Source organism: Pseudohongiella sp. (assembly GCF_011050365.1).
GTDB lineage: Bacteria > Pseudomonadota > Gammaproteobacteria > Pseudomonadales > Pseudohongiellaceae > Pseudohongiella.
In genome coordinates this window covers 105,534-127,577 of record NZ_DRFV01000003.1, presented here as the reverse complement: position 1 = coordinate 127,577, position 22,044 = coordinate 105,534, and the positions used below count along the sequence as shown (strand labels likewise).

General features: G+C 56.5%; 21 protein-coding genes. 16 read left to right on the top strand and 5 right to left on the bottom strand.

The window, feature by feature from the left end:
• Positions 1–8 precede the first annotated feature (8 nt).
• The 4 genes from fumC to htpX are packed head-to-tail and all read left to right on the top strand — an operon-like array spanning position 9 to position 5,064.
• On the top strand, positions 9–1,391 hold the full coding sequence (gene fumC, locus ENH71_RS03655; RefSeq protein ID WP_294133346.1) for a class II fumarate hydratase: 1,383 nt from the start codon (positions 9–11) through the stop codon (positions 1,389–1,391).
• A gap of 55 nt (positions 1,392–1,446) precedes the next feature.
• Complete coding sequence (locus tag ENH71_RS03650; RefSeq protein WP_317622379.1) at positions 1,447–2,838, top strand: NAD-dependent succinate-semialdehyde dehydrogenase; 1,392 nt, start codon at positions 1,447–1,449, stop codon at positions 2,836–2,838.
• Positions 2,835–4,172, top strand: a complete 1,338-nt coding sequence (locus ENH71_RS03645; protein ID WP_294133343.1) for a flavohemoglobin expression-modulating QEGLA motif protein — start codon at positions 2,835–2,837, stop codon at positions 4,170–4,172. Before ENH71_RS03650 ends, ENH71_RS03645 begins: the two co-directional genes overlap by 4 nt.
• Before the next feature lie 10 nt (positions 4,173–4,182).
• A complete protein-coding gene (gene htpX, locus ENH71_RS03640) occupies positions 4,183–5,064 on the top strand; it encodes a protease HtpX (RefSeq protein WP_294133341.1) in 882 nt (293 codons plus the stop codon).
• A gap of 412 nt (positions 5,065–5,476) precedes the next feature.
• Here the strand turns inward: htpX and ENH71_RS03635 are convergent, their stop codons facing one another.
• From ENH71_RS03635 to ENH71_RS03620, 4 genes are all read right to left on the bottom strand, one after another.
• Positions 5,477–6,244 (bottom strand): proteasome-type protease, encoded by a 768-nt coding sequence (locus ENH71_RS03635; RefSeq protein WP_294133338.1) that lies wholly within the window; start codon positions 6,242–6,244, stop codon positions 5,477–5,479.
• Between the two features lie 70 nt (positions 6,245–6,314).
• Entirely contained in the window at positions 6,315–6,590 is a 276-nt protein-coding gene (locus ENH71_RS03630) for a hypothetical protein (RefSeq protein WP_294133336.1), read from the bottom strand.
• 302 nt (positions 6,591–6,892) lie between these two features.
• Positions 6,893–8,626: a class I adenylate-forming enzyme family protein gene (locus ENH71_RS03625; RefSeq protein ID WP_294133334.1), complete on the bottom strand. Its 1,734-nt coding sequence runs from the start codon at positions 8,624–8,626 to the stop codon at positions 6,893–6,895.
• Positions 8,627–9,199: 573 nt separating this feature from the next.
• On the bottom strand, positions 9,200–10,183 hold the full coding sequence (locus ENH71_RS03620; RefSeq protein WP_294133332.1) for an NADPH:quinone oxidoreductase family protein: 984 nt from the start codon (positions 10,181–10,183) through the stop codon (positions 9,200–9,202).
• Between the two features lie 165 nt (positions 10,184–10,348).
• On the opposite strand from ENH71_RS03620, the gene ENH71_RS03615 reads away from it, so the two are divergent.
• From ENH71_RS03615 to ENH71_RS03590, 6 genes are all read left to right on the top strand, one after another.
• Positions 10,349–11,212: a superantigen-like protein SSL4 gene (locus tag ENH71_RS03615; RefSeq protein ID WP_294133329.1), complete on the top strand. Its 864-nt coding sequence runs from the start codon at positions 10,349–10,351 to the stop codon at positions 11,210–11,212.
• A gap of 75 nt (positions 11,213–11,287) precedes the next feature.
• On the top strand, positions 11,288–11,722 hold the full coding sequence (gene rimI / locus ENH71_RS03610; RefSeq protein ID WP_294133326.1) for a ribosomal protein S18-alanine N-acetyltransferase: 435 nt from the start codon (positions 11,288–11,290) through the stop codon (positions 11,720–11,722).
• Between the two features lie 26 nt (positions 11,723–11,748).
• Positions 11,749–12,567, top strand: coding sequence for a hypothetical protein (locus ENH71_RS03605; RefSeq protein ID WP_294133324.1), 819 nt, complete (start codon positions 11,749–11,751; stop codon positions 12,565–12,567).
• 59 nt (positions 12,568–12,626) lie between these two features.
• Complete coding sequence (gene hisC / locus ENH71_RS03600; protein WP_294133321.1) at positions 12,627–13,739, top strand: histidinol-phosphate transaminase; 1,113 nt, start codon at positions 12,627–12,629, stop codon at positions 13,737–13,739.
• 70 nt (positions 13,740–13,809) lie between these two features.
• Positions 13,810–14,397, top strand: a complete 588-nt coding sequence (locus ENH71_RS03595) for a topoisomerase DNA-binding C4 zinc finger domain-containing protein (RefSeq protein WP_294133318.1) — start codon at positions 13,810–13,812, stop codon at positions 14,395–14,397.
• On the top strand, positions 14,390–14,722 hold the full coding sequence (locus ENH71_RS03590; protein WP_294133315.1) for a hypothetical protein: 333 nt from the start codon (positions 14,390–14,392) through the stop codon (positions 14,720–14,722). The genes ENH71_RS03595 and ENH71_RS03590 overlap by 8 nt, the downstream gene beginning before the upstream one ends.
• Positions 14,723–14,740: 18 nt before the next feature.
• On the opposite strand, the gene ENH71_RS03585 is transcribed toward ENH71_RS03590, so the two are convergent.
• A complete protein-coding gene (locus ENH71_RS03585) occupies positions 14,741–15,190 on the bottom strand; it encodes a hypothetical protein (protein WP_294133312.1) in 450 nt (149 codons plus the stop codon).
• 581 nt (positions 15,191–15,771) lie between these two features.
• Between ENH71_RS03585 and ENH71_RS03580 the strand changes: the two genes are divergently transcribed.
• The 6 genes from ENH71_RS03580 to ENH71_RS03555 all read left to right on the top strand — a co-directional run bounded on the left by ENH71_RS03580 (position 15,772) and on the right by ENH71_RS03555 (position 22,044).
• Positions 15,772–16,407 (top strand): hypothetical protein, encoded by a 636-nt coding sequence (locus ENH71_RS03580; RefSeq protein WP_294133309.1) that lies wholly within the window; start codon positions 15,772–15,774, stop codon positions 16,405–16,407.
• A gap of 101 nt (positions 16,408–16,508) precedes the next feature.
• On the top strand, positions 16,509–18,185 hold the full coding sequence (locus ENH71_RS03575; RefSeq protein ID WP_294133306.1) for an ABC transporter substrate-binding protein: 1,677 nt from the start codon (positions 16,509–16,511) through the stop codon (positions 18,183–18,185).
• A 3-nt stretch (positions 18,186–18,188) separates the two neighbouring features.
• Complete coding sequence (locus ENH71_RS03570; protein ID WP_294133303.1) at positions 18,189–19,136, top strand: ABC transporter permease; 948 nt, start codon at positions 18,189–18,191, stop codon at positions 19,134–19,136.
• Complete coding sequence (locus ENH71_RS03565) at positions 19,126–20,019, top strand: ABC transporter permease (RefSeq protein ID WP_294133300.1); 894 nt, start codon at positions 19,126–19,128, stop codon at positions 20,017–20,019. The genes ENH71_RS03570 and ENH71_RS03565 overlap by 11 nt, the downstream gene beginning before the upstream one ends.
• Entirely contained in the window at positions 20,016–21,059 is a 1,044-nt protein-coding gene (locus ENH71_RS03560) for an ABC transporter ATP-binding protein (protein WP_294133298.1), read from the top strand. Before ENH71_RS03565 ends, ENH71_RS03560 begins: the two co-directional genes overlap by 4 nt.
• Positions 21,052–22,044, top strand: coding sequence for an ABC transporter ATP-binding protein (locus ENH71_RS03555; RefSeq protein WP_294133295.1), 993 nt, complete (start codon positions 21,052–21,054; stop codon positions 22,042–22,044). The genes ENH71_RS03560 and ENH71_RS03555 overlap by 8 nt, the downstream gene beginning before the upstream one ends.

Here is a 22,044-nt window from a genome sequence, read left to right as displayed (position 1 = left end):
GGAGTGATATGAGAACCGAGCATGACAGCCTGGGTGCCGTTGAGCTGGCAGATGATGTCCTCTGGGGGGCACAAACTCAACGCTCCCTGCACAACTTCAAAATTGGCCGGGATCGATTTTCGATTGATTTCATTCACGCGTTTGCGTTGGTAAAAAAAGCCTCAGCGCAGGCCAATCATGCACTGGGTAAACTACCGGCTAAACACGCTGAATTGATTGCTGCCGTGTGCGACGAAATCGTCAAAGGGCGCCATGACGACCAGTTTCCTTTGTCGGTGTGGCAGACCGGTAGTGGTACGCAGACCAACATGAATCTGAATGAGGTTATTGCCAACCGTGGCAATGAATTGGCAGGAAACGCACGCGGCACCTACCAGCCTTTGCATCCCAACGATCACGTCAATATGTCGCAATCGTCCAATGATGTTTTTCCCACGACCATGCATGTGGTGACTGCCCAGTCAGTGCGAGAGCTACTGGAGGTGCTGGATGTTCTTGTAGACGGCATCGATGACAAGGTGCATGGTTTTGCCGATATCCTGAAAAGTGGCCGCACCCACCTGATGGACGCCACGCCGATGACGCTGGGGCAGGAGTTTTCTGCGTTCAGTGCGCAGTTGGTATTCGCGCGTGATCAGTTGCTGGCTTGCTTGCCGTCCATACAGCAGCTGGCCCTGGGGGGCAGTGCTGTAGGTACCGGATTAAATACGCACCCGGACTGGTCGGCAACGGTGGTTGAGCGCATCAGCGAGCTCAGCGGCATTGCATTTACGCCGGCAGAGAACAAATTCATGGCACTGGCCGGACATGATGCGCTGGTGGATTTGCATGGCCGGCTCAATACCCTGGCCACCGCCCTGTTCAAGATGGCCAGTGACATCCGTCTGATGAACAGCGGACCGCGCTGCGGACTGGCGGAGCTAAAGGTACCGGCGAATGAGCCGGGCAGTTCGATTATGCCTGGCAAGGTTAATCCCACGCAGGCCGAAGCATTGACCATGGTATGTGTCCGGGTCATGGGCAATCAGACCACGGTGGCGATGGCAGGTAGCCAGGGACACTTTCAGTTGAATGTGTTTAAGCCGGTCATTATTCACACGGTGCTGGAGTCCATGGAATTGCTCAAGGATGCCATGTTCAGTTTCGAGCAGCATTGCCTGCGTGGCCTGGAAGCCAACCGTGAGCAGCTGGAAACCAATGTGTCGCGCTCACTGATGCTGGTGACGGCGCTGAGCCCGGCGATAGGTTATGAAAAAGCAGCCAAGGCTGCGCGCTATGCAGATGAACATCAGCTTAGCCTGAGGGATGCCGTATTGGCCCTGTCACTGATGACGGGTGACGAATTCGACACCCAGGTTGATCCGCGCCAGATGCTCGCGCCACACGATTAAGCTGTACGTTGTTGATTCGGAATGACAACTTGCAAAGCAGGTATATGAGGTATTTGTGAGTAAAATCAGTAGTGTTAATCCGTACACCGGCAAAACGCTGGCAAGTTATGAGGCGTTTGACCTGACCCGTCTCGATTCTGTGCTCGATAGCGTTGATAAAGCTCAGCAACATTGGCAACAGACCAGTCTGCAGGACCGGGCGAATGCCTTGCGGGATCTGGCGGCGCAGCTACGCAAGCAGCAGGGGGCGCTGGCTAAACTTGCGTCCGAGGAGATGGGCAAAACCCTGGTCAGTGCCGAAGCCGAAGTCGAGAAATGTGCCTGGGTTTGCGAGTATTACGCTGAGCAGGGCCCCGCCATGCTGGTCGATGAATATCTGCCGGATGAGGACAGCAATGGCGTCGAGCGCTTTGTGTGCTATCAGCCGCTGGGTGTTGTGCTGGCCATTATGCCGTGGAATTTTCCATACTGGCAGGTGTTCAGGTTCCTTGCCCCAGCCTTGATGGCGGGTAATGCGGCGCTGCTGAAACATGCGTCCAATGTGCCCGGTTGCGCGCTGGCGATAGAGAAACTCCTGCTTGATGCCGGGCTGCCTGAGAATATGCTGCGCACCTTGCTGGTGCCTGGCTCCAGGGCGGCTGCCCTGATCGAACATCCGGTAGTAAAAGCGGTAACCTTTACCGGTAGCACCGACGCCGGGCGCAAGATTGCCGCCACCGCCGGCAAGGCGCTCAAAAAGACGGTGCTGGAGTTGGGGGGGAGTGATGCCTACGTGGTACTGGAGGATGCCGATGTTAAATTGGCAGTGGAAAAGTGCGTCACCAGCCGTCTGTTGAATAATGGCCAGAGCTGTATTGCCGCCAAGCGCTTTATCGTCCATACCAAACTTTACGGCGAGTTCGCCGCACAAATGACCGAGGCCATGAACAAGAAAGTGGTGGGCGACCCGCTGGCGAAGGAGACTGATGTCGGCCCGCAGGCGCGTGAGGATTTATGTGAAGATCTGGCCGCTCAGGTGACTGAAAGTATCCGTCTGGGTGCGGTGCTGATGTGCGGCGGCGAGCGCGACAAGACTTTCTACTCGCCGACGGTGCTGGGTGAGGTGCGGCCTGGTATGCCGGCGTTTGACGATGAACTGTTTGGGCCGGTGGCTGCGGTGATCAGGGCTCGCAGTGATGACGAGGCCATCACACTGGCCAATCAGAGCATGTTTGGTTTAGGGGCTGCGGTATTTACCCGGGACACCAGGCGCGGCGCCAAGATTGCTGCCGAACGTCTGCAGGCTGGTGCCTGTGCGGTCAATGATTTTGTGAAGTCCGATCCCCGCATGCCCTTCGGCGGTATCAAGGCTTCCGGTTACGGGCGTGAGCTGGGCCGTTTTGGCATTCACGAGTTTGTTAATATCAAGGCCGTCGTGGTCAATGGCGAGGCGGACCACAACGAATGAGCCTTGCTGACTATCAGCGGCGTGTCAAAACCCTGTCCGACCAATTGATTGAACTGCAGCGTCCGATTCGGATTCTGGATGCGATCAAGTGGCCGGCATCGGCACAGTCGCAGTTTCTGGCCAGCAATGGTCAAAAAATGCCGGATATGGATCTGGCCTACTACCAGCGCATCAAACTGGATTTTGATCCGGATATCCTGCGTGACCGGTTTCTGGGCCTGCGTCGTGACGTTCAGCGGACACTGGGACGCAAAGACGGCCTGGGAGGCATCCTGTGCGACACCATTGACCAGTATCTGCTGGTAATCGAGCTGCTGCGGACACGTGGCACGGTCGATTTTGGCCGCTACAGCCGCGAGCTTTACGGCTCGGCCCGCGACCATCTGCGTGGCGACCGCAAATCGCTTCGACAGTTGGGCGAAAAACTGTGTGAGATATTCTCCCTGCCCGCCGCGGAACATCTGGCACGGCCTTACCTGAAACACATTTCGGCACCGGCCGCCGTAGACATTCTGCAGCAACGCCTGGGCGAATATTTTCAGCCCGGAGACATTCGTGTCATTCTCAGCGACGGTATTGTGTCTGATGCAGCCGCCGGTGGTGACTATATCAAAATCAATCAGGATGCAGAGTTCACCGAGTTTGATTTACAGGTGCTGGCAGTGCATGAAGGCTGGGTGCACGTTGGCACGACGCTCAACGGGCGCAAACAGCCATGGGCGAGCTGGCTCAGTGTCGGTTCGCCACGGGTGACGGCATGCCAGGAAGGCCTGGCGGTGCTGATGGAAACGCTGACGTTCAGTTCCTATCCGCGTCGCGCGCTCAAGGTCAGTGACCGGGTAGTCGCCGTTGATATGGCCGAGCAGGGTGCCGACTTTATTGAGGTTTATCGCTTTTTTTGCGAGCGTGGCATGCCGGAAAAGGATGCCTACAAGATTACCCAGCGGGTGTTTCGGGGCGGCACGTTACGTGGAGGCTCGGTCTTCACCAAAGACCTGTCTTATCTGCGTGGCTTCGTGGAGAATGTTAACTTTATTCGCAGTGCCATTCATTCGGGCGTGCCGGAAATTCTGCCTATGCTGTTTGTGGGCAAGGTGACGCTGGACGATATTCCGACCCTTTACCAGCACTACCTTGAAGGAACCATTGCTGGCCCCCATTATATCCCTGCGATGTTTCGAGATTTGAACGGTCTTTATGTATGGTTCGGGTTTGCTAGCGGTATTTCTGTGATCAACATGGCGCGGGTGCAAAAACACTTTCACTCCCTGTTCAAGGATTTGCCCAAGGTTGCCCCGTTGTACGATAAAGTTATTGATACGGTAGTAGATTGAGGAAATTCATATGAAGCGGATTGCGCTGTTTCTGGTAACAAACCTGGCCATTGTGCTGGTGTTGAGCCTGGTTTTGCGTCTGTTGGGTGTCGAGCGCATTCTGGACGAGAGTGGCAGTGGGCTGGACCTGAATGCATTGTTGGTGTTTTCTGCAGTGATCGGGTTTGGTGGTTCGTTTATCTCGCTGGCGATGTCAAAGTGGATTGCCAAACGATCCACCGGTGCCAAGGTCATTTCCCAGCCTGGCAATGCCACTGAACAGTGGTTGCTGACCACAGTGGCAGATCAGGCCAAGCGTGCTGGTATTGCCATGCCGGAAGTTGCCATTTTCCCGTCCCCTGATGTCAACGCGTTCGCCACCGGTGCAACCAGGAACAGTTCAATGGTTGCGGTGAGTTCCGGTTTGCTCAGCAAGATGACAAAACAGGAAGCGGAAGCGGTGCTGGCGCATGAGATCAGTCACGTTGCCAACGGTGACATGGTGACGCTTGCGCTGATTCAGGGGGTGGTGAATACTTTTGTCATATTCCTGTCGCGGGTGATTGGCCATGTTGTCGATCGGGTGGTGTTCAAAACGGAACAGGGACACGGGCCGGCGTTCTGGATTACCTCGATCATTGCACAGCTGGTGCTGGGCATCCTGGCGTCTACCATTGTGATGTGGTTCAGCCGGCAGCGCGAGTACCGGGCAGATGCCGGTGGTGCGGCGTTGGCCGGGCGGCAGAACATGATCGCTGCACTTGAGCGTCTTCAGGCGGGGCAGCCTAATCATTTACCGGATGAGCTGGTGGCATTTGGTATCAATAACAAGGCGCGGGATACGTTCTCCAAGCTGTTCATGACGCATCCGCCACTCACTGAGCGCATCGCGCGTTTGAAAGAAGCCCGTTGAGTGCATCGCCAGCCCGGCGATACGGGAGTTGTGACCGCTGTATTCGTTCAGGTACGCCGGTGGCACCTTCTCGATTAAACAAACACAGCCAGCCTTTTTAGGGAAGTTGTCAGAGCCTGACGGCTCGCGGCTGCAGAGGGGGAGGTTCCTCGGGTACACCCTCGCTCACAACCCCCTCCACATCCACGGCCTGGATCGAAGCCAATGCACGAGACGTCTGTACGAGCCTGTCGGGGCTGGGTGGCAACTGAAGGGGCTTATGCGGCAGGGAAGCCGCATAAGAGCCTCCAGGGACGGATTCACGGCGTCCCCTGAAGGTGACACCCAGTCACGGCAGGCGTCGCCAAAAGAATACGGTATCTTCTGCAGCCGCGAGCCGTCAGGCTCACCTTGAAGGGTTGGGTGTGACTATTTAATCCAGGTCGTCGTTGTTGACCGCGCGGCCGGGATTTTTGTCCCAGGCGGCGGCCCAGGCAAACGGCGGCATTTGCCGGAAGGCTTCTTTCAGGCGCTGATCCCAACTGCGTTTGACCTCACGCAGGAACTCACTGTCCTCATCGAAACGCAACGGCGTATCGAGTGCCAGTGTGTCTGTACGGTACACCAGCATCTCTATGGGTGGTCCCACGCTCAAATTACTGCGCATGGTCGAATCCATGGACACCAGGGCGCACAATGCGCAAGTGTCCAGATTCAGGTCACGGGTCAGGATGCGGTCCAGGATGGGCTTGCCATATTTGCTTTCGCCGACCTGCAGGTAAGGCGTGTCGTGTGAGCTCGTGATGTGATTGCCTTCAGGGTACACCATCATGATGCGATGCTTTTTGCCTGCAATCTGCCCACCGATCACGAAACTGGCCTCAAAGCCGGTGCCGTGAGCATCGTGCTTCTCCTGCTCGGCACGGCTGATGCTGCCCAGGTAGTCGGCGGCTTCGCTGATGCTTTCCACCGTAAGCAGGCTTTGAATCGCGCGCTCTTTGATGTCGCGTTTGACGCGACTGATGGTGGCCTGTGTGGTGCCGAGATTACCCGAGGATAAAATGACAAACTGCCGTTGGCCATCGACACCAAAACGATACATTTTGCTGTAGGTGCTGACCCGGTCGATGCCGGCGTTCGTGCGTGAATCAGAGCAGAACACCAGGCCTGCATCTACCGCAATAGCTACGCAATAAGTCATACTTTTCCAGCTTTTGAAAGCATCGTGTGCGAGGACGCCAGGTGACGCCCTCTTGTCACTGAATCAGTGCTCAATCGTCGATCAGGTCGTCAGCATCGTCAGTGAAATCGGCGCTGAAGCTGTCGCCCGAAAAACGCCTGTCTTCCATTTCGTCGAACTGCAGGTCGCCGTACATGCGCTTCCAGTCCAGTCGCTCTTCGGTCCGGCGCCGCATTTCGGTCAGGCGTCGGCGCTGGCCGTGCTTGTCCTGGGGCTCTTCGTCAAACTCGGCATCCGGCAAAAAAGCGCCGGAATCGAAAAAATCTTTGGCACTGTCGTTTAATTCGTCCCACGAATGACTTTTCATGTGAAACCTCTCTCGTAAACCCCGGTTGCGGAATCTTTATGAGCAGGTGACCGCGATGGATTACAGCATCAGTCACCATCCAGCAATCTGGTTATCGGCGGGATATCAGATTGCATGAAGCAGGTTTTAAGCCTGTCAAACTGCCTTTGTGGAGCGATTTGACCGGACCGGCCTTCACGAAGCGGATTATGGTTATAAACTCGCAGAATGCAATAGCTTTAAAAATTTTTTTTCAAGCCATGTGGCGGGGGTCACACAGAGGCGGGAATCGGGTGTTCACTGCTTTGGCACCGGGACCTGGATCAGGCCCCGTGCAAGCGTTGGATAGCCTGTTCGCGCAGGATTTTCTTGGCAATTTTGCCGGAGGCGATACGCTCCAGTTGTTCGGTTTCAAACCAGATGTGGCTGGGTACCTTGTAGTGAGCAATGTGTTCGCGCAGGAAGCTTTGCAGGTCAGCGTCGCTCAGGGTAGCACCGGGTCTGACCATGACAGTGGCACCGACGATTTCACCCAGACGCTCGTCCGGCAATCCATACACGGCCGCTTCAAATACATCCGGGTGCTCGGAAAGGGCGTATTCAACTTCGGCACAGGCAACATTTTCACCGCCCCGGATAACGATATCCTTGGCGCGATCCTTGATGATGAGAAATCCGTGCTCGTCCAGCAGGCCAATGTCGCCGGTGTGGAACCAGCCATCCTTGATGACCTCTGCGGTTTCCTGCGGCCGCTGCCAGTAGGCTTTCATGACTGTTGCGCCCTTGATGCAGATTTCACCTGCCAGGCCATTCTCCAGCACGTTGCCATCGGGATCTTCGATCCGGATCTGGGTGACGGGTTGAGTTGGCCGACCGGTGCTTTCCGGTTTGGCCAGATAAAAGGCGCCGGTGATGGTGGCGCCGATTGCATTGGTTTCCGTCAGGCCGTAACCCAGACCGGGCTGTACGACGCTATCGAATTTTTTCTGCATCATGGTCAGATGACCTGGCGGTCGCGACGCGCCGCCACTCTGCACGGTTCGCAAGCTGCTCAGGTCGGTTTTTTCGAACATGGGCGAATGCATTACTTCCCAGGTCATGGTGGGCACGCCGTGCAGGACGGAGAGTCGTTCGGACTCGATCAATTCCAGGGCTTTTTCGGCATTCCATTTGTACATCATGACAAATTTGCGCAGGTAGACGAAGCTGACCAGGAACTGGGCATGACAGCCGGTGACATGGAATAGAGGTACATTGGACAGGATGCCAGGGTCAAACTCGGGGTTTTCTTCCACCAGTTCCGGGCGCAGCTTGTCAGTAGCTTCTTTGCCAAAAATCCAGCTATACAGCGCGTTGACTATATTGCGGTGGGTGGATAAAACCCCTTTGGGGGTGCCGGTGGAGCCGGAGGTGTACATGATGGAGGCGTCGTCCTCCGGTGCCAGATCGATAGCGTTGAGGTCCTGCTGAGGCCCGTTCGCTGCTGTTTCTGCCAGCGCGTAGAACTCCGGAAAAGCAGTTGTCCCGGCATCGGGCTTGATGGCAATAATCCTGACCTCGATATCATCCAGAACCGGTTGCAGTTGGTTGATGCGCTCCTGATCGGCAAACAACACTCTGGCGCCGCTGTCCTTGAGGCCATAGACGAGTTCACTGCTTTGCCACCATGAGTTCATCGGCACCACAATGCCACCGATTATGGTCACTGCCATGTAAGCCATGCACCATTCGGGGTAGTTGCGTGAACACACGGCGACGCGGTCGCCTTTGCGGATGCCGTACTGGTTAATCAGGGCCTGGGCGATGTTTTCCGCAATATCGAGGGTCCGGGCAAAGGTATAGCGTTCGTTTTCGTACACCAGGAAGTCTTTGTCGGCGGCGTTGAGGCCGAGCCGGTAAATCTCGCGCAGGTTCTGTGGGATATTGGCGAAAACGGTCTGTTCGATACCGTCGATGGTGACAGTCTTGACACCGAGTGGTCCGGCGGGATCCCGCATTTTGATGACGATGTCTTTCAGTGTTGCCAGGTCTTGTTCGATTTGTTGTGCTGTGAGCATATGTTTTTGTCGCCGGAATGCTGAAAACGAAAGAGCAGCATTATACGGAGGCGGGGAGGGGAATCAAGAGCGGTTGTCCTGCCGATCGGTCGGCAGGCCGCATCATTGCTGCACAGGTGTGCAACCGTTCGGTTGTTTGGTGCTCAAGTTGGCTTCGTTCTGGTCGTCAGCCGGGGTTGGGTAACTTATTGCGGAGACGCCCGTGAACCCATCCATGGGGGGCTCGGTGACAACCATCCAAGGGTTGTCAACGCTCCTCCATAAGTTACCCAGCCCCGACTGACTTGTGCCAGATTCAAAGTAAGTTCAATCAATTCAGTTTGGAGGATGTCGGCTGCTGAGGGTTGGCACGAGCCCTCCGGGTGGTGGGTGGCGACTTGAGTAGCGTATGCGACCCTTGGACGGTCGCATCCGAGCCCCCAGGGCCGGTTTTTGCTCCTGCAAAACCGCCATTCCCGCCATCCATGGCGGTCAGATGGGTTCCCGGGCGTCTACGAAAGCCGCCACCCGCCACCCGGAGGGCGACCCGATTCAAATCTCGAGTACCCTTCTAAAGAAATGTTGCAGGCCTTGTTACTCCGAGCGGATCTCGAAGGTGACCTTGCCCATGACTTTGCGCTCACGGAACACGTTGAACGCGGCAACGTAGTCCTCGAAGGCAAAGGACTTGGTGACGATGGGTTTGATCTTGCCCGCTGTGTACATATCGAACAGTTCACGGAAATTCTGCTCATAGGCTTCCGGCTCTTCCTTGCGGAAACGACCCAGGAATACCCCCATCATCGAGCTGCCTTTGAGCAGTGCCAGGTTGGCCGGGTAGGACGGGATGCGGCCACTGGTGAAACCGACCACCAGCAGGCGGCCGTTCCAGTTGATGCAGCGGGTGGCCTGATCGAACAGATCACCGCCGACCGGGTCGTAAATGACGTCGGCGCCCTTGCCGTCGGTGAGGGCTTTGACTTTCTCTTTCAGCTCCCCGTCACCGTAGTTCAGCAGTTCATCCGGCCCGGCCTGGTTGACAAATTCCAGCTTTTCATCGCTGCTGGCTGCTGCGATGACCCGTGCTCCCATCAGTTTGCCCAGTTCGACAGCGGCCATGCCGACACCACCACTGGCGCCCAGCACCAACAAGGTTTCGCCGGGCTGCAGTTGCGCGCGCTGTTTGAGGGCGTGATAGGACGTGGTGTATACCATGGCAAAACCCGCAGCCGTCTTGAAATCCATGCTGTCAGGTATCTTGCGCAAGCCTGATGGTTGTACCTTGACCTGCTCGGCCATGCCACCGATTGAGGGGGTCGCCATGACCCGGTCGCCAACCGAAAACCCGGTTACTTCATTGCCGACAGCAGAGATCACGCCGCCCACTTCCGAACCCGGCGAGAATGGCATCGGCGGCTGGAACTGGTATTTGCCCTGAATCTGCAGGGTGTCCGGAAAATTCAGTGATGCCGCATACACATCAACAATGACTTCGCCCGGCAGCGGTTCCAGGTCAACAACCTCTTCCAGCGACAGATTTTCGGGAGGGCCATAGGATTTGCACAGCAACGCTTTCATAGGAGCATACCTTGTCTGTAAAACCTTAGATTCAAACATGTTTGCGGCGACCGTACAATTGTTTGTGGCGGCACAGCAAGATAGCTTTGGTGCACAGGTGCTCCTCTGCTTTATAATGCCAGACTGACGGATAATCGAATTCGAAAGTCACAGATGGGGCCATTGATGGCAACAGAGAATCGCAGACAGACATTGTTGCGGGAAATAGGCATTCAGAGCTGGTTTCCGCGGACAGCGCTGCCCGGGGCAGGTACTTCGCACGATATCGACTGGGTGACGGGCATTGAACCTCAGCCGGAGACTGTGACTGAGGCAGCGGGGGCACAGGCGGCCGTCGCGGCGCCGGCCGCAGCCGGAGACCAGATACCGGCATCATTGCGGGCCGCTCTGCGTCAGGCTCCGGCCCCCGACACCGCCCCGGAGGCCCGTAAGCCTGCTGCGCCTGTTGATAACGCACCGTCTGTGGCGCAGACGCCGACGTCGACTCAGTCGCCAGCAGCGGCAGAGGCGCCGGCATTGACGGACGAGCCGGCATTGGAATTTGCCTTTAGCTGGTTTAACGTGGACAAGCGGCTATCCGTACTGGCCATGTTGCCTGCAGGTGCCGATCGACTGAGCGGCCCCTGCAGACAAATGTTGCAGCGAATCCTGCTGGCGTTGATGCCGCAGGCGCAGAGCACAGATTGGCACGAACACACGTTTCACTGGCCTTTTTCCGGAGATCTGGGCCTGCCCACCGGACAGCAGGCCGCCCGACAGGCAGTTGACGGATTTGTTGCCCGGCGTCTACGTGAGCAGCCGTCGGCCATGGTGTTGATTCTGGCTGACCAAACGCCGCCATTTCTGTATAGCGATGTCGCCGGCAGCGGGGAAGACCATGACGGCAAACTGTCTGTGCACCGGCAATTCGGTTTTACCATGCTGCGCACGCATTCACTGCATGCCATGGAGGCCAACGGTGAGCTCAAACGTTCCGCCTGGCAGGCCATGCAGACCTTGCGGGATCGCCTGAATCGTGGCGCCGAGTAACCATTTGCACAGGACAAGATTTCAGATTCAATGTTTCAGACAATTACTGACCCAAGCCAGGTGATATGCCGTCGAATGCGGCCCAGTGATCTCGACTTTGTGGTACACAACGAAGAGGTCTCCTATCCGAATCCCTGGAGTAAACGCATATTCCTGGATTGTTTACGGGCGGGGTATGAATGCTGGGTGCTGGCGACCCGTGATCGTATCCTCGCGCACGGCGTGCTCAGCGCGGCCGTCGGTGAAAGTCATATTTTGACGTTATGTGTACACCCCGGCTCCCGTCGCAATGCATATGGTCGTCGCATGTTGCAACATTTGCTGGCTGAAGCCCGCAAGCTGGGGGCGACCGCCTGTTTTCTGGAAGTCCGGCCGTCGAATGAGGCGGCACGGGCACTGTACTACTCAATGGGGTTTGTGCAGGTTGGCGAGCGCAGGCACTACTATCCCAGTGAGGCTGGCAGCGCCTTTCGGGAGGATGCCCTGATATTCTCCTGCCAACTTGATTGAACGTGTGACTGGTGAAGGAAAGATCCATGTGGGACAGGTTCTACAGAATCCCGGTTAGTCTGGTAGCGCTACTGGCGCTGTTGCTTTTGTCTGCCGTCGCCCGGGGTGATGAAAAGTTGCCCCCGCTGGAACCGTCACAGGCCGACTGGATTGCTGATCAAATATTTCAGAATGAGTGTAACCGGCAGGTGTCATGCCTGACCAGCTGGAATGTAGGCGAGGACTTTCCGTCATTGGGCATCGGCCACTTTATCTGGTACCGGCAGGGACAGCAGGAGCGTTTTGTCGAGAGCTTTCCTGACCTGCTTGGCTATTATGTGGCACGTGGCGTCAATTTGCCTGACTGGATAGCCGGATTGCCCGGGTGGGCATCGCCCTGGCCAGACCGGGATGTGTTCCTTGCTGATATTGACAGCCCCCGAATGCAGTCCCTGCGTAATTTTCTGAATGAGACGCGGGGTATTCAGGCCGGATATATTGTCCGACGTCTGGAGCGTAGTCTGCCAGCGCTGATGGCAGCCAGCGAGCGTCCCGATGCCATTGCGGCCGAGTTCTATCGCGTTGCTGACAGCGAGGTGCCCCATGGTATGTACGCGCTGATCGACTATGTTAACTTCAAGGGCGAAGGTACGTCAGTCAGCGAACGTTATCAGGGTGAGGGTTGGGGCTTGCTGCAGGTACTGGAAACCATGCTGGACAACCCCCGATCCGGCACTGTGCTGGAGCAGTTCGCGGCAGCGGCGCGACAGGTGCTGGCGCGACGGATTGAAAACGCGCCGGCAGAGCGGGGTGAAGAGCGCTGGCGACAAGGCTGGAACAACCGCACGTTGACCTATGTTCCCTGATCCGCCATTCCCCCACCTACATGACACTCAGAACAAACCGACAACAGGTAGCACCCGGTATGACATACGAAAGAGCAAATATCCGAGATATGGCAGGTTACACCTGGGGCGAGCAACCTGCACAAAAGCAGGTAATCAAACTTAACACCAATGAAAATCCATACCCGGCAACAGCGTCGGTCGCGGACGCCCTGAAGCAATTGCGTGTGGAAGAGCTGCGTCGCTACCCACAACCATTTGCCGATGGTTTCCGCGATGTCGCAGCTGCAGCTCACGGTGTGGCGCGGGATAACATCATGGCAACCAATGGCGGCGATGAGCTGCTGCGCCTGGCCATCACCACCTTTGTGGATGCCGGGCAGACGCTGGGGATGGCCGAACCGAGTTACTCTTTATACCCGGTACTGGCAGCCGTGCAAGGGTGCCGTGTCAGTCGCGTCAACCTCAATGACGACTGGTCCCTGCCGCAGGATTTTGCGGCTCAGTTGAACGCTGTGGACGCCAAGCTGGCATTTGTTGTCAACCCTCATGCGCCGACCGGACAATTGCTGCCGGTTTCGCGCTTGCGTGAAATCGCTGCCGAGTTCAAGGGTGTGCTGGTCATCGATGAGGCCTATGTCGATTTTATCGAGCCGGCGCAGAACTACAACGCGGTGCCCTTGATTCATGAATTCGACAATGTCATGTTCCTGCGGACCATGAGTAAAGGTTTTTCGCTGGCCGGGCTCAGGTTTGCTTACGGCATCGGCTCGGCGTCGCTGCTGGCGCCGATGCTGTATAAAACCCGCGACAGTTACAATACGGATGCCTTGTCGCAACATTTGGCTACAGCGGCGTTGGCCGCCCGTGACGAGGCAGCCGTAAACTGGCAAAAAGTTCGTGACGAGCGTGCTCGCCTGGGTACCGCTTTGACTGGGCTGGGTTTCGCGGTTCTGCCCAGCGAAAGCAATTTCCTGTTGATAACGGTGCCCCTCGGGTCCGACTCCATGCCAGGGGCCGGTGAAAAGCTGGCACAGCAGCTGTATCAGGGATTGAAAGATGATGGCATCCTGATACGTTACTTCGACCAGCCGCGCCTGCGTGACAAACTGAGGATCACGGTTGGCACAGCACATGAAAATACCCAATTATTGCAGCAACTGGAATCCAGGCTGGAGCAGGCACGGCAGTAATCAGACATCGCAACAAATACGGAACGTGACGAGGACCTGAGCCCTCAGGTCTGACATCGAGGCGACATGCATGTGTGCAGATCTGTTTGATGGAATTGAACCGGACAAACCTGTGCCCGCCAACAGTGGCAGCCAGGGCGAATCAGACGGCAACGCCAGCAAGGCGGACAAGCGTAATGCTGAGACGCCGACAGGGGCCGCCACAAGCTCCGTTCCGCAGCGCACTCACTATTGCCCGCGGTGCCGCAACCCGATGCGCCGCATCATAGGCAAGATGGGGCCTTTCTGGGGCTGCACGACCTACCCTGCCTGCGACAAAAAGCTTTACGATATGGACGGGCAGCCGTCAGACACACCTGACGAGCGTTATCGTTGCCCGGTTTGCACCCGGCCGCTGGTTCGTGCGGAAGCCAAAAACGATGCTGACGCTTCGCGGGGCGATTATTGGTACTGCACAGGATACAATAAGGGTTGCAAAGTGACGTTGTCCGATGACAACGGCAAGCCGGCGGATGCCTGGCGCTGCCCGCGTTGTGGTCATCTGTTGAAGCAGCGGCGCGGCAAGAACGGTGTGTTCTGGGGCTGCAGTCAGTACCCTTTGTGTACAGCAAGCTTTACCGATATGGGCGGTAAGCCCAAAGGACCTGGTTTTGAGTAAATCACGATTCAGAATTTCCCGTCGCAACCGCGCAGTGATCGGCGGCCTTGTCATTGCGCTGGGCTCCATTTATGCGCTGGCGGTGTCCTACAATATTCCTGGCGCCGAATTATTATGGTTTCTGGTTGGCAGTGCGCTGGTGTTGCTGGCCGCGATGCTGGCAGCGTTGTTTCTGGTGTTGATTGTCAAAGGCCTTGGGTTGATGTGGCGTCGGTTGTTGCCGGCAACACAACCGGGTGTCGAGGGGCAGTCCGCCGAGGGCAGAGCAGAAGCGAAAAGGGACAGCGATAAAGCCCGGGATACCGCGGATCGCGCTGACAGCTAGGCTGAGCGCCATGTGTCATCACGATGCGATGGCGGGCGGCTGAACGTCGAAAGCACTGATAAGCCAGCGACCCTGTTGCCGGAACAGGCTGATGCGAACCGTTGCGACTTCGGATTCGAACCTGGCATTCATGGTGTAACTTGCCGATACCTGCCCGTTTACCTGCCACCAGGCGGGCATGTCGATCTGGTACCGAATGTCGTAGATTTCCTGCAGCGCACCCAGCCGTCGGCCCATGGGAGTATAACGTCGCTGCATGGATTCGGCATTTTCCTGCGCAAGCAGTGCGTCGTCGGCATGCCGGCGGACAGTTTGCGGGTCCCAGTTGACCAGCATATCAGTGGTTACCGTCATGACCAGGGTAGTGCTTTCCTGCACCGCCATGTTCCGCTGGTAGACGCTGTGGGCGAAGATGCCTGCAAGGCTCAGGCAGGCAATAACAGTAACAATGATCAGGGCTGGTTTCATGGGTCTGGGTGAGTCCATTTCGGGCGATCAAATATTGACTTTATTATAGCTAAAAAAAACCCTGAAAAAACATAGGGAAAACGGCATAAATTGCAGTCGCCTGTGAGAAGCAACGGGTTTTATGCACATCGGTGTCAGCACTGTCAATCAATTGTGTCAAAGTTTGTAAAATTTGGAATTAACACCTATAAATTCGTTAATACATTGAATAATAAGACAAAAATAATTGATCAAATTTTGACCAAGTTAAGTCAAGCTACCATTTTACCAGTGCTTTGGGCTTTTCTACGCAAGTTATCACCAGACTTATCCACAGATTCTGTGGACAACATTGAGTCCAAAAACCACCACAGTAACCAGAGGTCGTCAACCGTCTTTCCGGTTTTTTTTCAGGCAAGTCGACAGGTGGTGCAATTTACCGCACGAAGTGAGAATGGATGACCCATTATGGGTCTTGAAATGTTACTGCTGTGCCCACATGTAGTGCTTTGACAGCAAAGCGCGCGCCCGATTTCCACTGGTGAATGTCAGGCACAAGTGCTATCGTATCAATACCAGCTTTTTCGTGGGTCTTACGCAACATGGTTGAACTCTCCGGCAATATTCCTTTTCTCTGGCGCCTCAGTGCAGAATCAAGCGAAGGTTTCTGTATGGTGTCCATGGTTGTGCCCTTCGAGTCCGAAGACGATCGCAACGACCTGACAATCGAGACCAGCGTTGTCAGTTTTTCATCTGACAGCACGCGCTCCGAGCGCGAAGAAATGCTGGAATGGAATCAGGATGACATGAACCTGTTCCTGAAATTGGTGACTTGCCAGCAGCAGGGCGAGACGGCACCGGTTGCTGAATCGGTGCGCGTTGATCTGACCGATCCGGAAATCATCGAGATCATTCATGTGGTGGCGGCAGCCGGCTTTGGCACGGCATACTCATCCTATGGCATGCTGAACAATTCTGTTGGTCGTTATCCCCCCCATGCCTGTGATATCGGTAGCTTCGCGTCCCTTTATACCGTTGACGGCTTTAAGCGTTGTGTCGTGGTAGATATGGATGGTGAGGATGTCGTGTGCGTCCTGCTGGAAGAAGTTGATGTGGTTTCGGTAGGTGAGTACGACAAACTGGTCCGGCATGATCTGCTCATGGTCAAGCAAACCGACCTTTTGCATCCAGATTTTGCCGGCGGCCTTATCCGTCCACCGCACGCGACTCTGCACTGAGCGTACTCACGCGCCGGACGCGCTTGTCACGGAAACCGTTTTACTGTTAAGTTTGGCTGCGATGCTCTGTTAGCCAACTTAATAATAAGACGGGGAACTGCGTGCCAACGTTTATCAAGCCTGCCCTTGCCCTGCTAGCGACTCTGATCATTGCCTGCTCCCCGGCCGATGAAACCCGGCTGGTGGGTGACAATCAGCCACCTGAGGATCCGGGCCCACCGGTACATGGCGGCCATCTGCGCGTGGCGTTGGAGGGTGAAACCAATAACTGGCTGCCGGGTCGCGGCAATCATGTTGCCCCGGCAGCGCTCACGGTTGCCATGGCCCTGTTTGATCCACTGGTTAAGCTCGATCACCAGGGTCGCTTCCGGCCATTCCTGGCTGAATCTGTGACCCCCAATGATGCCTTTGATGAGTGGACTTTGCGTCTGCGACCCGGTGTTGAGTTTCATGATGGCACGCCGTTGGATGCCGCTGCCATCAAATGGAATTTTGACAATCTGCACAAACGTCAGGGTTCAGTGACATTTGGCTCTATAAGAGACGTAGACAGTGTCGAAGTCATTGATGATCTTACGGTTGTCTATCACCTGAGCAAAGGCATCGTTCCGTTTCCCGACATGCTGACCCGTGCGGTAGGCTGGCCGGTATCACCGACAGCGGTACAGCGCCTGGGGGATGAGGCCGGACTGTACCCGGTCGGTACCGGCCCGTTTGAACTGGTGGAATGGCGCCGTGATGATCGCATGGAGCTGCAGCGCAATGAAAATTACTGGCAGCAGGGCTTACCTTACCTTGATGCTATTACCTTCCGGCCCTTGCCCGATGAAGATGCGCGTCTTGCCAGTCTTATCTCTGATGACATGGATGTAATCCAGACGCTCAGACAGCATATCGTGGCACGACTTCGTGGATTGTCAGATATTCATCTGTATGAACAGGTGGGCAATAGCAGTGGCAGCGCCATTTTTAATGCCCAGGTACCCCCTGTGGATGATGCTCGCGTGCGGCAGGCACTGGCCTGGGCGCTTGAACCCGAGGCGTTGGTGGAAGTGCTGGGCGGTCGCGGTATTTCACCGATCCAGACGCAATACTTTAACGAAAACAATGTGTGGTATTCGCCCCGTGTCGCGGCAGCCTGGCCGCAGGCTGATCAGGCGCGCGCCCGAGAACTGCTGGATGACTATATCAATGACCCGCAGCGTTCCGACGGGTTGAGTGCGGGCGAGCCCATCTCGGTGGAGATGATGTGCCTGCCTGAGCAAAGTCTGATTGACCTGGCACAGATGTATCAGGCGTTCTGGGCTGCGGTGGGTGTTGATGTCCGGTTGCGGCAGGTTGAGCAGGCGACACAGATTCAGAGTGTGATCAGTGGTGACTACATGATCAGTTGCTGGCGCACGAGCAACGAGCAGGATCCGTATATCATCCTCAGTAACGACTTTGGTCCGCCCGACATGCAGCCGCTGAACTACACCAATTTTACGCATCCGTTGATTGACGAAAATCTGGAAATCCTGCGCCTGGAGCCTGATTTTGATGTGCGTTACGCGGCGGTGGAAGAAATCATGATGCTGTTGACGGGACAGGTCCCCAATACCTGGACCGGCTCGACACCGGCCGCCGTCGCTGTGCAGCCGCGTGTGCGCAATATTATGGGCTGGAGCTTTCCCGATGGCACTCTCGGTGATGGCATGCCGGTAGCCCAGGTCAGTTGGGCCCAGGTCTGGATGCTCGATGATGCGGCCTGGCAGGCTGAGCAGGCGGCGGGTGAGTAGACGGTGAAACTACTGGCCAGAAAACTACCGTGGTTGCTGGGCACCTTGTTTGCGGTCTCTTTTTTTACTTTCATGCTAGTGTCCTTGTTGCCCGGTGATCCCGCAGTCATGATCCTCGGGGCAGGCGGCGTGTCGCCGGAGGCGATTGCCCAGCTGCGGCTGGAACTGGGGCTTGACCGACCCCTGGTCATTCGATATTTCGATTGGCTGGGCAGTGCGCTCAGCGGCGATCTGGGCCGCTCGCCGATGACCGGGCAATCGGTGACCGATGCCATTCTGAGCCGTTTGCCAGTCACCATCCAGCTCGGAGTGATGGCAATAGTCATTGCGCTGGCGCTGGCCATCCCGCTGGCAATGGTGTCTGCCTATTTTGCCGGCAGTCGCCTCGATCGCAGCATCAGTGGTGTCGGTTTTGCGTTGATGTCAGTGCCTGGTTTCATGATGGCCATATTTCTGATCCTGATTTTTGCTGTCGGCCTGGGCTGGTTCCCAGCCACTGGCTGGGTGTCATTGACTGATTCACCTGCCGCCAATCTGCGCAGCGCCCTCCTGCCGGCATTGTCGCTGGCAATGATCGAACTGGCTTTGTATATGCGTTTGTTGCGCACCGACCTGATCGATACCCTGCAACAGGACTACATCACCCTGGCGCGCGCCAAGGGTTTGCCCAACTGGTTGATTCTGACGCGACATGCGTTGCGGCCCTCGTCGTTTTCGCTGATGACGGTGGTTGGTTTGCAACTGGGCGGTGTGATCAGCGGTGCCATTATCGTGGAAGAAATATTTGCCTTGCCCGGCGTTGGCAGGCTTCTGTACCAGTCGATTCTGCAGCGCGATCTGTTGATGGTGCAGGGCATTGTGCTGTTTATTGCCACGGCCTATGTCGTGGTCAATTTCCTGGTGGATTTGTGTTATTCCCTGCTGGACCCAAGGGTGCGTTATGCGGACTAAGGTCAGTGATCAAAGTGTAGTGCGAAGTCGGGCGCAAGGTTTCTCGGCGGCGGCCCGACAAGTCTTCGGTCGTGGTTTCGGGCCCGGGTTCTGGATTGCGGCAGGCTGGTTGCTGGTCGTTGCACTCAGCGCGATATTTGCCGACGTGCTGCCAGTGCGGGATCCGTTGGATCCGGTTATCAGCAATCGCCTGAATGGTCCGCTGACGACCAATATTCTCGGCGCTGATGGTCTGGGTCGCGACATGCTGTCGCGACTGGTTCATGGCGCCCGCGTATCCGTGGTGATTGCTCTGACGGCGGTGACTATCGGTATGGTGATTGGAGGCACTCTGGGTATTCTGGCCGGGTATTTCCGGGGCCATTTTGAGCGTGGTCTGATGGCGGTGCTGGACGTGATTCTGGCCTTTCCCTGGTTGGTATTGCTGTTGGCACTGGTCGCGTTTATTGGTCAGAGTCTGATGGCTATTTCGGTCGCCATCGGTTTTTTGTGGATCCCCGCGTATGCCCGGGTAGCCAGGGCCAATACCCTGTCAGTGGTGCAGCGTGAATATGTGTTGGCCGCTCGCGCCATGGGAGCCGGCACCTTGCGGATATTGTTACGTGAAGTTCTGCCCAATGTCATTTTGCCGGTACTGGCATATGGCCTGGTGGCCATGGGGCTGGTCATTATTGTCGAAAGCGCTCTGGCATTTCTGGGATTGAGTGTTGAAGCACCGCAACCGACCTGGGGTGGCATGATCTCGGAAGGCAAGCGTCACCTGGCCACGGCTGTTCATGTTGCGCTGGTGCCCTCCATTACCATGTTTTTAACCGTACTTTCACTTAATTACGTGGGTGATCGGTTGCGCAGTCGATTTGATGTTCGGGAGTCCAACCTGTGACCGACGCCAACCAACACGAGCCGTTGTTGCTCCGGGTAACAGGCCTGACCGTGCGTCTGAACAGCAGCCACGGCCTGGTGCACGCGGTGGAGGACGTCAGTTTTTCGCTGGCGCGTGGCCAAACGCTGGGGATTGTGGGCGAATCTGGCTCGGGCAAGAGCGTGATGGCGCGCTCATTGATGGGGCTTTTGCCCCGGCGGTCCATTGCCTTCGGCAGTGGCAGTATTTTGTTCCACACGGATAATGCGCAGGAGCAGGACCTGGCACAGATGCCGGACAAGTTGATGCGGCATTTGCGCGGTCCGGCCATGGCAATGGTTTTCCAGGATCCAATGACGGCATTGAATCCGGTTCTGCGGCTAAGTGTGCAACTGACCGAGCCGCTGCGACAGCATCTGGGGCTGGATCGACAGCAGGCACGCAGTCGTGCCATCGAATTACTGGCTGCTGTCGGTATTCCTGACGCGGCCGGGCGCATTGACCAGTATCCCCATCAGTTATCCGGCGGCATGCGGCAACGGGTTGTCATTGCTATCGCGCTGGCCTGCAACCCGGCGTTATTGATTGCCGACGAACCGACAACGGCACTGGATGTCACGGTGCAGAAACAGATCCTTGATCTGCTGGCCAGATTGCAGCGCGAACATAACATGGCGATGATTCTGATCACCCATGATCTGGGCGTTGTGGCCAGTCGCGCAGATTATATTGCGGTAATGTACGCAGGCAGAATCGTGGAATATGCACCGGCTCGCACTTTGTTTACATCGATGCAACATCCCTACACAGAGGCTTTGTTCAAATCCATTCCCCGCATCAACGATCCCAGCCATACACGCTTGCAGGCTATCCCGGGGCGTCCCCCGCAGTTGATTAATGCGGCGGTCGGTTGTGCGTTTGCGCCGCGCTGTCAGTATGTGCAGCCCCGGTGCCGACAGCAGACACCGCCTGTGGTAGAGGTGCCGGACGCCCGGGAGCACCGGCACGCCTGTTTTTACCCGATATCACCAGGGCTCAACAGGGAGGAGGGGGATGACTGACAAGACACCCTGCCAATTGCGCGAGCGCGATGACATCGTGTTGCGTGTCGCTCATCTGAGCGTCAATTTTGCGGTCGGCAAGCAAACCGTGCAGGCGGTGACAGATGTCAGTTTTGACGTCGCCCGCGGCGAGACGCTGGGGCTGGTGGGTGAGTCGGGTTGCGGCAAATCCACGATTGGCCGGGCGATCATGCAATTGCCGCCGCCGAGCGCGGGCGCTGTGATTTTCCGGGACCAGGACATGACGGTGCTCAGTGGCGAAGCGCTGCGCCAGACACGGACCGGGCTGCAAATGATATTTCAGGATCCGGTCTCATCGCTGAATCCGCGGCGCCGGGTGCGCGATATTATCGCCGAAGGGCTGACCATCTGGGGTCGGGACAATAGCGCGGCCCGGGTTGAGGAAGTCATGTCTGCAGTCGGCCTGGACGCCGCCAGTGCCGGGGACCGGCGCCCGCATCAGTTCTCCGGTGGCCAATGCCAGCGGATCTGTATCGCGCGCTCACTGGCACTGGACCCGGATGTACTGATCTGTGATGAGCCGGTTTCTGCGCTCGATGTGTCGGTACAGGCACAGATTCTCAATCTGCTGGAGGACATGAAGGCGCGTTATCACCTGACCATGGTGTTTATTGCCCATAATCTGGCGGTGGTCAAAAATATCAGTGACCGGGTTGCAGTGATGTATCTGGGCAAGCTCTGTGAAATCGGCAATACGGAAGCGATCTACAGTAAACCAGTACACCCCTATACCCGTGCTCTGCTTGCCTCCATTCCGGATGCGGATCCGCTGGCGCGTGAACAGGCTTTATTGGATGAAGAGCCATTATTGCAGGGTGAATTGCCGTCACCTGCCGATCCGCCGTCGGGTTGCCGGTTCAGGACACGCTGTCCATATGCACAGGAGCGTTGTGCCCGGGAAGAGCCATTTATGCAGGCGGCAGGCGACGATCATTTTGTCGCCTGCCACTTCCCTCTGCTGTAA

Bases quoted from the DNA above. Each gene is read 5' to 3' on its own strand.
- fumC (WP_294133346.1), top strand. From the start codon at position 9: ATGAGAACCGAGCATGACAGCCTGGGTGCCGTTGAGCTGGCAGATGAT.
- ENH71_RS03645 (WP_294133343.1), top strand. From the start codon at position 2,835: ATGAGCCTTGCTGACTATCAGCGGCGTGTCAAAACCCTGTCCGACCAA.
- htpX (WP_294133341.1), top strand. From the start codon at position 4,183: ATGAAGCGGATTGCGCTGTTTCTGGTAACAAACCTGGCCATTGTGCTG.
- ENH71_RS03635 (WP_294133338.1), bottom strand. From the start codon at position 6,244: ATGACTTATTGCGTAGCTATTGCGGTAGATGCAGGCCTGGTGTTCTGC.
- ENH71_RS03630 (WP_294133336.1), bottom strand. From the start codon at position 6,590: ATGAAAAGTCATTCGTGGGACGAATTAAACGACAGTGCCAAAGATTTT.
- ENH71_RS03625 (WP_294133334.1), bottom strand. From the start codon at position 8,626: ATGCTCACAGCACAACAAATCGAACAAGACCTGGCAACACTGAAAGAC.
- ENH71_RS03620 (WP_294133332.1), bottom strand. From the start codon at position 10,183: ATGAAAGCGTTGCTGTGCAAATCCTATGGCCCTCCCGAAAATCTGTCG.
- ENH71_RS03615 (WP_294133329.1), top strand. From the start codon at position 10,349: ATGGCAACAGAGAATCGCAGACAGACATTGTTGCGGGAAATAGGCATT.
- rimI (WP_294133326.1), top strand. From the start codon at position 11,288: ATGCGGCCCAGTGATCTCGACTTTGTGGTACACAACGAAGAGGTCTCC.
- ENH71_RS03605 (WP_294133324.1), top strand. From the start codon at position 11,749: ATGTGGGACAGGTTCTACAGAATCCCGGTTAGTCTGGTAGCGCTACTG.
- hisC (WP_294133321.1), top strand. From the start codon at position 12,627: ATGACATACGAAAGAGCAAATATCCGAGATATGGCAGGTTACACCTGG.
- ENH71_RS03595 (WP_294133318.1), top strand. From the start codon at position 13,810: ATGTGTGCAGATCTGTTTGATGGAATTGAACCGGACAAACCTGTGCCC.
- ENH71_RS03585 (WP_294133312.1), bottom strand. From the start codon at position 15,190: ATGAAACCAGCCCTGATCATTGTTACTGTTATTGCCTGCCTGAGCCTT.
- ENH71_RS03580 (WP_294133309.1), top strand. From the start codon at position 15,772: ATGGTTGAACTCTCCGGCAATATTCCTTTTCTCTGGCGCCTCAGTGCA.
- ENH71_RS03565 (WP_294133300.1), top strand. From the start codon at position 19,126: ATGCGGACTAAGGTCAGTGATCAAAGTGTAGTGCGAAGTCGGGCGCAA.
- ENH71_RS03555 (WP_294133295.1), top strand. From the start codon at position 21,052: ATGACTGACAAGACACCCTGCCAATTGCGCGAGCGCGATGACATCGTG.